Source organism: Streptomyces sp. NPDC054863 (assembly GCF_053610825.1).
In genome coordinates, this window is sequence record NZ_JBSGZD010000261.1 from 1 (window position 1) to 11,380 (window position 11,380).

General features: G+C 71.7%; 8 protein-coding genes. 7 read left to right on the top strand and 1 reads right to left on the bottom strand.

What is annotated here, in order from left to right:
* The 6 genes from infB to ACWGIG_RS31030 all read left to right on the top strand — a co-directional run.
* Positions 1–2,039: translation initiation factor IF-2 (gene infB / locus ACWGIG_RS31005; RefSeq protein WP_453325005.1), on the top strand; the 2,039-nt coding region annotated here is incomplete at its 5' end.
* Between the two features lie 180 nt (positions 2,040–2,219).
* On the top strand, positions 2,220–2,513 hold the full coding sequence (locus ACWGIG_RS31010) for a DUF503 domain-containing protein (RefSeq protein WP_453325006.1): 294 nt from the start codon (positions 2,220–2,222) through the stop codon (positions 2,511–2,513).
* Between the two features lie 33 nt (positions 2,514–2,546).
* Entirely contained in the window at positions 2,547–2,996 is a 450-nt protein-coding gene (rbfA, locus tag ACWGIG_RS31015; RefSeq protein ID WP_453325007.1) for a 30S ribosome-binding factor RbfA, read from the top strand.
* Positions 2,993–3,895, top strand: a complete 903-nt coding sequence (gene truB / locus ACWGIG_RS31020) for a tRNA pseudouridine(55) synthase TruB (protein ID WP_453325008.1) — start codon at positions 2,993–2,995, stop codon at positions 3,893–3,895. Before rbfA ends, truB begins: the two co-directional genes overlap by 4 nt.
* A 226-nt stretch (positions 3,896–4,121) precedes the next feature.
* Positions 4,122–7,916 carry a serine protease gene (locus ACWGIG_RS31025; RefSeq protein WP_453325009.1) on the top strand — a complete coding sequence of 1,265 codons (3,795 nt, stop codon included), beginning with the start codon at positions 4,122–4,124 and terminating at the stop codon, positions 7,914–7,916.
* An 85-nt stretch (positions 7,917–8,001) separates the two neighbouring features.
* Positions 8,002–8,967: a bifunctional riboflavin kinase/FAD synthetase gene (locus tag ACWGIG_RS31030; protein WP_453325010.1), complete on the top strand. Its 966-nt coding sequence runs from the start codon at positions 8,002–8,004 to the stop codon at positions 8,965–8,967.
* Between the two features lie 43 nt (positions 8,968–9,010).
* Here the strand turns inward: ACWGIG_RS31030 and ACWGIG_RS31035 are convergent, their stop codons facing one another.
* The gene (locus tag ACWGIG_RS31035) at positions 9,011–10,945 is read right to left on the bottom strand and encodes a flavin monoamine oxidase family protein (protein ID WP_453325011.1); all 1,935 of its coding nucleotides are present in this window, start codon (positions 10,943–10,945) and stop codon (positions 9,011–9,013) included.
* 189 nt (positions 10,946–11,134) lie between these two features.
* Here ACWGIG_RS31035 and ACWGIG_RS31040 point away from each other — a divergent pair, with 189 nt between their 5' ends.
* The gene (locus ACWGIG_RS31040; protein ID WP_453325012.1) at positions 11,135–11,338 is read left to right on the top strand and encodes a CsbD family protein; all 204 of its coding nucleotides are present in this window, start codon (positions 11,135–11,137) and stop codon (positions 11,336–11,338) included.
* The last annotated feature ends 42 nt before the right edge of the window (positions 11,339–11,380 follow it).

The following is an 11,380-nucleotide window of genomic DNA, read 5'->3' on the forward strand; positions in this document are numbered from 1 at the left end:
GTCCCGGTGGCGGTGGCGGCGGCTTCGCCGGTCGTCCGGGTGGCGGTTTCGGCGGCGGCGGTGGACGTCCCGGCTTCGCCGGCCGTCCCGGTGGTCCCAACGCACGTGGTGGCACGCAGGGCGCCTTCGGCCGCCCCGGCGGTCCCGCGCGTCGCGGTCGCAAGTCGAAGCGTCAGAGGCGCCAGGAGTACGAGGCCATGCAGGCCCCGTCCGTGGGCGGCGTGATGCTGCCCCGCGGCAACGGACAGACCGTCCGCCTGTCGCGCGGTGCCTCGCTCACCGACTTCGCCGAGAAGATCAACGCCAACCCGGCGTCGCTCGTCGGCGTGATGCTGAACCTCGGCGAGATGGTCACTGCCACGCAGTCCGTCTCCGACGAGACGCTCAAGCTGCTCGCGGACGAGATGAACTTCATCCTGGAGATCGTCAGCCCGGAGGAGGAGGACCGAGAGCTTCTCGAGTCCTTCGACATCGAGTTCGGCGAGGACGAGGGCGGCGAGGACATGCTCGTCTCCCGTCCGCCGGTCGTGACCGTCATGGGTCACGTCGACCACGGTAAGACCCGCCTCCTGGACGCGATCCGCAAGACGAACGTCGTTGCGGGCGAGGCCGGTGGCATCACGCAGCACATCGGTGCGTACCAGGTCGCCACCGAGGTCAACGGTGAAGAGCGCGCCATCACCTTCATCGACACCCCCGGTCACGAGGCGTTCACCGCCATGCGTGCCCGTGGTGCGAAGTCCACCGACATCGCGATCCTCGTGGTCGCGGCCAACGACGGTGTGATGCCGCAGACGATCGAGGCGCTCAACCACGCCAAGGCCGCCGGTGTACCGATCGTCGTCGCGGTCAACAAGATCGACGTCGAAGGTGCCGACCCGGTCAAGGTGCGCGGTCAGCTCACCGAGTTCGGTCTGGTGGCGGAGGAGTACGGCGGCGACACGATGTTCGTCGACATCTCGGCCCGTCAGAGCCTCAACATCGAGGCCCTGCTGGAAGCGGTCATCCTGACCGCGGACGCTTCGCTCGACCTCCGGGCGAACGCCGAGATGGACGCACAGGGCATCGCGATCGAGGCCCACCTCGACAAGGGCCGCGGCGCTGTCGCCACCGTCCTCGTCCAGCGCGGTACCCTCCGCGTCGGCGACACGATGGTTGCGGGCGACGCCTACGGCCGAGTCCGCGCCATGCTCGACGACAACGGCAACAACATCCAGGAAGCGGGTCCCTCGACCCCCGTCCTGGTGCTGGGTCTCACCAACGTCCCCGGCGCAGGCGACAACTTCCTCGTCGTCGACGAGGACCGTACGGCCCGTCAGATCGCCGAGAAGCGTGCCGCTCGTGAGCGGAACGCGGCGTTCGCCCGCCGTGGCGTCCGGTTCTCCCTGGAGAACCTGGACGAGGCCCTCAAGGCCGGTCTGGTGCAGGACCTCAACATCATCATCAAGGGTGACGCGTCCGGTTCGGTGGAGGCTCTCGAGTCCTCGCTGCTCCAGCTCGAAGTCTCCGACGAGGTCTCGATCCGCGTCCTGCACCGTGGTGTGGGTGCGGTCACCGAGTCCGACATCGACCTGGCGACGGGTTCCGACGCCATCGTCATCGGATTCAACGTCCGTGCGGCCGGCCGTGCTCAGCAGATGGCCGAGCGCGAGGGCGTCGACGTCCGCTACTACTCGGTGATCTACCAGGCCATCGAGGAGATCGAAGCAGCGCTCAAGGGCATGCTCAAGCCGGAGTACGAGGAGGTCGAGCTCGGTACCGCGGAGATCCGCGAGATCTTCCGCTCGTCCAAGCTCGGCAACATCGCCGGTGTCCTCATCCGCTCGGGCGAGGTCAAGCGCAACACCAAGGCGCGCCTCGTCCGCGACGGCAAGGTCATCGCGGAGGACCTCAACATCCAGGGTCTGCGCCGCTTCAAGGACGACGTCACCGAGATCCGCGAAGGGTTCGAGGGCGGTATCAACCTCGGCAACTTCAACGACATCAAGATCGACGACGTCATCGCGACGTACGAGATGCGGGAGAAGCCGCGCGGCTGAGACCGCGTTGCAGGCACCGTGATCCGGGGCTGAGCCCCTGATGTCAGCAGTATCGGTCGGGGCCGCTCGGCGGAGATTATTTCCGTCGAGCGGCCCCGCCGTTGCGTGTACGGTTCTTGTGTCCCTGCCAAGCAGTGGCAGCGGTACACGAACCCGAACCGGCGGGACATCCGGACACACATGTATGTGGGGACTCTGTCCTTCGACCTCCTGCTCGGCGACGTACGGTCGCTGAAGGAGAAACGCTCCATCGTCCGGCCGATCGTCGCCGAACTGCACCGCAAGTACGCGGTCAGCGTGGCGGAGGTGGGAGATCAGGACCTCCACCGCAGGGCCTTGATCGGACTCGCGGTGGTGTCCGGCGACACGGGGCACCTCACAGACGTACTGGACCGGTGCGAGCGCATGATGGCCGCCCGGCCCGAGGTGGAGTTGCTGTCGGTACGGCGGCGGCTGCACAGTGACGAAGACTGAGCAAGCAGAACGTAATAACAGGGAGAAGGACCAGTGGCCGACAACGCTCGGGCGAAGAAGCTGGCGGACCTCATTCAGCAGGTTGTCGCCGAGAAGCTGCTGCGCGGGGTCAAGGACCCGCGCCTGGGGACGCACGTGACGATCACGGACACCCGCGTCACCGGTGACCTGCGGGAGGCCACGGTCTTCTACACGGTGTACGGCGACGACGAGGACCGGGCCAGTGCGGCGGCCGGACTCCAGAGCGCGAAGGGCGTCCTGCGCTCGGCGGTCGGGCAGGCGGCGGGCACCAAGTTCACGCCCACCCTGACATTCGTCGCGGACGCTCTCCCGGAGAACGCCAAGACGATCGAGAGCCTGCTCGACAAGGCGCGGGCCACCGACGCGAAGGTGCGCGAGGTGTCCTCGGGCGCCACGTTCGCCGGCGACGCGGACCCGTACAAGAAGCCCGGTGACGACGACGAGGACGACGCCGCCGTATGAGCACAGCAGTAACGAAGACGCCGGACGGCCTTGTCATTGTCGACAAGCCGTCCGGCTTCACTTCGCACGACGTCGTCGCCAAGATGCGCGGGATCGCCAAGACCCGCCGCGTCGGCCACGCCGGCACGCTCGACCCGATGGCGACGGGGGTTCTGGTACTCGGCGTCGAGAAGGCGACCAAGCTGCTCGGCCACCTCGCGCTCACCGAGAAGGAGTACCTGGGCACCATCCGGCTCGGCCAGGACACCCTCACGGACGATGCCGAGGGCGACATCCTCAGCTCCACCGACGCGTCCGCGGTGACCCGCGAGGGCATCGACGCGGGCGTCGCTGAGCTGTCGGGCGCCATCATGCAGGTGCCGTCCAAGGTCAGCGCCATCAAGATCGACGGCAAGCGTTCGTACAAGCGGGCCCGCGAGGGCGAGGACTTCGAGATCCCGGCACGTCCGGTGACCGTCTCCTCCTTCCAGGTGTACGACGTGCGCCCGGCGGTCGCGGAGGACGGGACGCCGGTCGTCGACCTGGTGGTCTCGGTGGTGTGCTCCTCGGGTACGTACATCCGCGCCCTCGCGCGCGACCTGGGCGCCGGACTCGGCGTCGGCGGCCACCTCACCGCGCTCCGGCGCACCCGGGTCGGTCCGTACGGTCTGGACGGGGCGCGCACCCTGGACCAGCACCAGGAGGAGCTGACCGTCATGCCGATCGCGGACGCGGCGGCAGCGGCGTTCCCGAGGTGGGACGTCGACGAGAAGCGGGCCGCTCTGATCATGAACGGCGTGCGCATCGACATGCCGGCGCACGCGCGCAACCCGGTGGCCGTGTACGGGCCCGACGGGCGGTTCCTCGCTCTGGTGGAGGAGCAGCGCGGCAAGGCGAAGAGTCTGGCCGTCTTCGGCTGAGCCGGACATCGGCGGAGCGTGGGCCGGGCAGTTGGCATGCTGTCCGGTCCACGGCTCCCTCCCGCCTCCCCCCCCCGCCATGGTTCTGTCCGTTTCAAGTCGGGGATTCACCCCTGCGGGCGGGCGCTCGGAGTGAATGCGGGGAGTGACGGGGGGCGCTTTCGACAGGCGTTCTTCTGCAACTGATCATCCTCTGCCTACGGTCGTGGGCAGGGGGTGTTCTTCCATGGCGGACGGGACCCGGCCGGTTGTGCCGGTCGTGCTGGTGCGGATCTGCGACCTGGCCGGACGGCCGCGCGGCACCGGCTTCGTCGCGGACGACCTGGGCACCGTCGTCACCAGTCACGAGAGCGTCGACGGGCTGAGCCGCCTCGTCCTGCACGCCCCGGGCGACCGCACCTGTCTCGCCGAGGCCGACGCCATCACCCCGCTGCCGGAGCACGGCCTCGCGCTCGTACGCACCGAGGGGCTCGGTGTGCGCCCGCTGCCGGTGACCGGGCGGACGGAGATCGCGGCCGGGACGTACGTACGGCTGGTGGCCGGGGGGTGGCGGGAGGCGCGGGTGCTGGGGGCGGCGCCCGTGACGTACACGGCGACCGACCGATTCCATCTCCTGGACTCCGCGATGGAGTTGGCGATGGGGACGGCGGGGAGCGACGCGCTGCGGCTGGGCGGGGCGGCGGTCGGGGGGCCGGTCCTCGACGCGGAGACCGGGGCGGTGCTGGCGGTGATCGGCACCTCGCTGCTTCCCCAGGCTCTCCACTTCGTTCGAGCAGGGGAGACCCCGCGTGAGCACCCGGCGGCCGGTTACGCCGTACCGCTGACGCGTGGCGCGGACGGTCCGCTGGGGGAGCTGCTGCGGCGGAACGCGGCGAGTGTGCCCGCGTATGGAGCGGACCTCAATCTTGCGGGAGCGCTCCAGCTGACGGCCACGTCGGTGGGGTCGGTGGGCGGGCCCTGTGCATGGCGGGATCCGGTCGAACGGGACTGGCCGGCACGGGAGTTGGCGGACTTCGGGGTGGGCGGTGCGGCGGTCCTCGGGCTGGTGGGTGCGCCCGGGACCGGACGTACCACCGAGCTCGCGGCACTCGCCGCGCGGCGGGCCGACGGGCCAGGCCCCGCGCCGACCGTCTGGCTGCGCGGGGCCGATCTGCGGGACGGGGACGCGTCGGTCGCGGCTGCGGTGGGGCGGGCGCTGGCGCAGGCGGGGCGGATCGTCGCCGCGTCCGGGACGCCGGGGGACATGGGCGTGGCCACGCCGGAACGGGTGGCGCGGCTGGCGCGGGACGCCGGGCGGCCCCTGCTCGTACTCCTGGACGGGCCCGAGGAGATGCCGCCCCTGCTCGCGCACCGGCTCGCGGAGTGGACGGCGGGGACGGCGGACTGGCTGCGGGAGTGCGGGACGCGGCTGGTGATCGCGTGCAGGCCGGAGCACTGGGAACAGGCCGGGGCGCTCTTTCCGCCGGAGGTGCTGCATCCGCTGCGTGCGGACCGGCTGCCTCCGGCGGTCCTCATGGGGGACCTGGAGGAGGCCGAGGCGGCCCGCGCGCGGGAAAGGTACGGGATCGAGGACGGGGCGCTCGGCGCACCGGACGCCCGGCACCCGCTGACCCTGCGGCTGCTGGCGGAGGTACGGGCGGCGCTGCCGGGAGGCACGGCGCCGGGGTGCCCGACGCGGGAGGAGGTCTTCGACGCGTACCTGGGTCTGGTCTGTCTGCGGGTGGCGGTACGAGTGGCCGCGGGCCGGCGCCCGGCGCCGCGGGGCACAGCGGTGCGTCGGCTGGCGGCAGAGGTGTCCGGCCGGGTGCACGAGGCGGCGCGGCGGTGCTTGGGCCCCGGGCAGGGGGAGCTGGACCGCGAGTCCTTCGAGGAGATCTTCCCGTGGCGCACGGGGTGGGCGTCGGCGGTGCTGACGGAAGGGGTGCTGGTACCTGCGGGGGGCGGATACCGGTTCGCACACGAGGAGGTGGCGGACTGGGTGCAGGGGGCGCACTTGGACCTGAGGGAGGCGCTGGAGGGGTTGACGGCCCCTCCGGCGTTCGATGACGCGCGGTCGCAGGGCGGGGGCGGGGTGCAGGCCGGGTTCGAGGCACTGGGCGGGGATGGGGTGCAGGCCGGGCACGGGGTGCAGGGCGGGTTCGAGGCGCAGGGCGGGGGCGGGTCGCAGGGCGGGCATGGGGTGCAGGCTGGGGGTGGGGTGCAGGTTCGGACGTTGAGGCGCACGGCGCAAGCAGCGCGCGTGCTGCCCGTGCCGCGTCACAGGATCGGGCCCGTGGTGGAGGCCATGCTCCTGCTGGAGCGGAATGTCGGCACCGGCGAACTGGCCGTGTGCATGCGTGAGTTGATCGCGTCCCTCCAGGCCCTGGAGGGCGAGGACACCGCCGACGCCCAGTGGTGGAGCGCCCAGCTGCTCGCGGAGACCCTGCTGCGGGTGCCCGACGTCGGGCCGTACAGCGCCGTGCTGAAGGAGCTCGCCGAAGCGGTCACCGCGCGTTCGCTGCACGGGGGCGGCCCGCAGGGGCTCGGCGGCCTCGGCCGGTTCGGGCCCTGGTTCTGGGAGCGGATCGGAGTCGACCAGGCCGAACGGGTCGACCTGCTGCGGGTGCTGGTGCTCGCGGACGGGGAGCCGGACGCGCAGCCCTCCGCCGAGGAGACCCGGTCCGGCGCCCTGCCCGCCCCCCGCTACCTCGACGCCCTGGTGCGTCTGCTCGTCGTGGATGTGCGGCGGGTGCAGGTCCTGCTGTGCGGGTGGTTCGGGGACGGGCGGGTGCTGCCGGGTGGGGCCGGGCTCACCGTGGCCGAGGTCGCGCAGGCGGTGCTGCACACGCATCGGGGTCTCGCCGTCGACGATCTCGTGGAGACGCTGGTGGAGGCGGGGCATGCCCGGGCCGACGAGCTGCTGCACGTACTCGCCGCGGACGAGCCCGGCGCGCTGTGCCGGGCCGTCGAACGGTGGGCGCACGACGGACGCGTCGAGCGGCGGGTGGCCGCCGCCTCCTACGGGAGTGTGGTGGCCCCGCACGCGGAGGGAGCCGCGGACCGGGAGCTGCTGCGGTTCGCCGCGCTCGCGCTGCTGGCGCGGGGGGAGGACCTGGGTCTGCACGGGGCTGCGCTGGCACTTCTCGTACGGGATCCCGCTTCGCGGTCGCGGTTCCTGCCGCGGGCCGTGGCCGCGTTCGTCGTCGGGGAGCCGCGGGTGCCCGCGGAGGCGCTCGTCGCCGCGCTGAGCACGCATCCGGAGGCCGTCCTCGCCGCGCTCAGGACCGGGCTGCACGCCGTCGACGCCCGGGCGGCGGAAGTGCTGGGCGCCCTGGCGGGTGTGCACACGCCCGATCTCGCCCACCGCACCGCCGCCCTCGTTGCGGACTACGCGGCGCGGCGACCGGACGGCGCCGGGCACGTGGCCGCGTATGTCGACGCGCGGCTGGAGAGCGGGCCCGGGGCGCGGGACGTGCTGTTTCCGCTGGTGAGCGGGGTGCTGCGGGGGACCTGCCGGCAGGTGAGGAGTGCACTGGCACCTGTGCTTGCCGCACCCGGGACACCGGCATCGGCCGCACTGCGGGCCGAGCTCCTCGACGTACTCATGGAGTACGAGGCGTACGGGGAGCAAGGGGAGCAAGGGGAGTACGGGGAGTACGGGGAGTACGGGGAGTACGGGCGCGAGGAGTCGGGGCGGCGGGAGCAGGACGTGCTGGACGCCGTGCTCCGGGCCGCCGCGTGCGGGGCGCGGGGGCGGGCCGAGGAGTGGAGCAGGGAGCTGGTGCGGCGGGCCGGGACGCTCTTCGTCCGTACGCCTGAGGGGGCCACGCGTTTCGACCGGCGGCTCGTGGCGCTGGCCCGCGAGCTGCCCGGATTCGCCCCGCTGCTCGCCGGGTGGCTGGCCGCCGCGCCGCACGAGTGGGCGGCCCTGGTCGGTCCCAGCTCGCGGCGGACGGTGCAGGCGCTGGCCGAGGCCGCATCGCCCGAGTGCGAGGACGGGGGCACCGATGCGGGGTGCCGGGCGTGGGCATGGCAGTCTTAGACCTGCGTAAGAGCAGGCTTCGGGGTCCGCCCCGACCCCCTGGCAGCCAACATCACGTACAAGAGACGTACAAGGAGCGGTCACAGTGCAGCGCTGGCGTGGCTTGGAGGACATCCCCCAGGACTGGGGACGCAGCGTCGTCACCATCGGCTCCTACGACGGCGTGCACCGCGGGCACCAGCTGATCATCGGGCGGGCGGTGGAGCGCGCCCGCGAGCTGGGCGTGCAGTCCGTCGTGGTGACCTTCGACCCGCACCCGAGCGAGGTCGTGCGTCCCGGCAGCCACCCGCCGCTGCTGGCCCCGCACCACCGGCGCGCCGAGCTGATGGCGGAGCTGGGCGTCGACGCCCTGCTGATCCTGCCGTTCACGAGTGAGTTCTCGAAGCTCTCGCCCGCCGAATTCGTGGTGAAGGTGCTGGTCGACAAGTTGCACGCGCAGCTCGTGGTCGAGGGCCCGAACTTCCGGTTCGGGCACAGGGCCGCCGGGAACGTCGCGTTCCTCGCCGAGCTGGGCCCGACGTACGACTACGACGTCGAGGTCATCGACCTGTACGTGAGCGGTGCGGCGGGCGGCGGCGAGCCGTTCTCCTCCACGCTCACCCGGCGCCTCGTCGCCGAGGGCGACGTCGCGGGCGCCGCCGAGATCCTGGGCCGCCCGCACCGCGTCGAAGGCGTCGTCGTACGGGGCGAGCAGCGCGGTCGCGAGCTGGGCTACCCCACCGCCAACGTGGAGACCCTGCCACACACCGCCGTACCGGCCGACGGCGTGTACGCGGGCTGGCTGACCGCCGACGGCGAGCGGATGCCGGCGGCGATCTCGGTGGGCACGAACCCGCAGTTCGAGGGCAAGAAGCGGACCGTCGAGGCGTACGCCATCGACCGCGTGGACCTTGATCTGTACGGGCTGCACGTGGCCGTGGAATTCCTGGCGTACGTGCGCGGCATGGCCAAGTTCGAGTCGATCGACGCGCTGCTCGAAGCGATGGCGGACGACGTGAAGCAGTCGCGGTCGCTGATCGCAGACGCCGACGCGAAGCAGAAGCAGAAGTAGAAGTAGGGGGGAGGGGCGGCTCGCCGCCCCTCCCCCTCCCGTTTCACCCCGTGTGCACCTCCAGCGCGCTCCGTACCGCCGACTCCAGTGCCCCCTCGATCCAGGCCGGTTTGACCGAGGTGTGGCAGCCCGCGAAGTGCAGCCGTCCCTCGGCCGCCGGGATGTCCGGGAACAGTTCCGTGTGCTGGCCGGGCAGCAGCACCGACGCCTCTCCGTACGCGTACGGGTCGCGCATCCACGACTGGGTCTTGCCGACCCCCGTGTAGAACACCTCGATCCGCTGCCCGTACACGTCCTGCACCCCGCCCAGCGCACGCGGGTAGCGCTCCTCGTCGTCGAAGGAGTCCCACTTCAGGGCGTCGTCGGCCCAGCTGTACGAGGCCAGCAGCACGCCGCCCGCGCTGCCGGGCACCGGGTACGACGGCTCGAACATGAACCGGTTGGGGTTGTCGGTCGTCGACCCGCCGCCGATCACGTGCGCCGCCTCCGGCTGGACGTGCTGGGTGGCGCAGTGCGCCGCGTAGTGCACCCGCTGGCTGTGCGAGATGTGCCCCTTCGGGACGGACGGGTGGACGCCGAGCAGCGTGCCGTCGGCCCGGACCCTGCCGCGCCGGTAGGCGTCGTACAGGCCCGGCCGGATCTCGTTCAGCTCCCGTTCCCAGTCCGCCTCGTCGAACTCCCACCAGCGGCGCGAGAATTCCAGCAGCACCTTGGTCGCCGAGTCGTAGTGCACCTCGGTCACCGCGCGCCGCTTCCGGTACGAGAGGGCGGGCGTGAAGGTGACGTGGCGCAGGCCGCTGAACGGCACGGTGAGGATCACCTCGTCGCCGTGGAAGGTCTCCTGCACCACGTCTGCGCCGTCGCGGCCCTCGGAGACGGTGTGCACGACGACCCCGCGCGGCCCGTGCTCGACGCGTACCGCGCGCCGGTCGAGCCGTACGGCGTCCTTCACCCGGTCGTAGAGCGCGTCGGCGAGCGTCGCGGTGCCGCCGGGCAGTTCGTAGAACGCGGTGTCCGGGCTGATCAGGGCCGCGGACAGGAAACTGTGCACGAACCCCAGATGCAGCCGGGAGGTCATGTTCCCGACCGTGCCGATCAGGTCGATCGTCGCGTCGTCGAGCTTCGCCCGCTCCGTCAGGTACCGGTACATCGACCAGTGGCCGTACGTTTCGAGGACCGTCGCCCAGCCCTCCACCAGCGCGTCGCCGCTCTTCCCTTCGATCAGCGCGCGGGCGGGTGCGAGCGCGGCGCGCACGATGTCGGTGGCGGGCACGGTCTCGTACTGCGCGGGAACACCGAAGGAACGATTCACCGCACGGGGGTCGCGCTGGTAGTCGGCCCGGCGGGCCCGGACGCCGTTGACCACGATCCAGGTACGGAGGGCGGGGTTGCCGAACGAGTCCACGTCGGTCAGGTGGAAGCGACGGCGCTTGAGCCCGAGGGAGTCCAGCAGGCCGGTGACCAGCGGATGGCTCTCGGGGATGCGCATCGCACCGGCCTCGGCGTACTGCCCGGGGTCGGCGAAGGGCTGCTCGGCGTTCTCGTGGCCACCGGTGCGGAAGGTCTTGATCCGGCCGCCGACCCGGTTGCCGTTGGCCTCGACGACGGTGACCTTGTGGCCGGCCTGGAGGAGGAGGTGCGCGGCGGCCATTCCCGCCGGTCCCGCACCGACGATCAGGACCTTCTTGGGGGCGCGGCGGCTGCGCGGCAGGCCGTCGCCGAAGAGGATGCGCGAGTAGCGGGGCACCAGGGGCTGGTTGTCCCCGTCGAGTACGAGGACGGCGCGGGCCACGGCGCGGCAGACGTCCCGGGGCGCGGGCGCCTGGGCGGGGGCCTGCGAAGGGGAGAGCGGCGGGGACGCGGCGTTGGCGACCGCGCTGCCGGGGAGGGCGAGGGCGGCAGCGGCGCCGGTCGCGGCGATGACCGTGCGCCTGGACGGCCCCGCACTTTGATGGCTTTCGTATCTATTCGTTGTCATTCGGCCCAGATTCGTCCCCGGCAGGTGGGAGGCAGCAGGAAACACTCGCACGAGTGGAGCGATTCACCCGTTCCGCCCACCGGGCCCGGGCGCTCTCCGGATGCGGAAGACGGCCCGTTGCGGCAACGTGGTCGAGGTCCGAATCTCTGGACCCCTGTACCCCCTGTACCTCTGTGAAAGGCAGGACCCGTGACTGACGGCGAAAGCACCTTCGACAAGCTCAAGGGCAAGGCCAAGGAGATGGGCGGCAAGGCCACCGGCGACGACCGGCTGAAGAGCGAGGGCCAGGCCGACCAGCTCAAGGCGAAGGCCGAGGAGATGCGCGACAAGGCCAAGGACAAGGCCGAGGGCATCAAGGACTCGTTCGGCCGCAAGAAGGACGACAACGCCTGACGGTGCGCGCGCGCCCCAGCGACGAGCGGGCCCGGACGCACC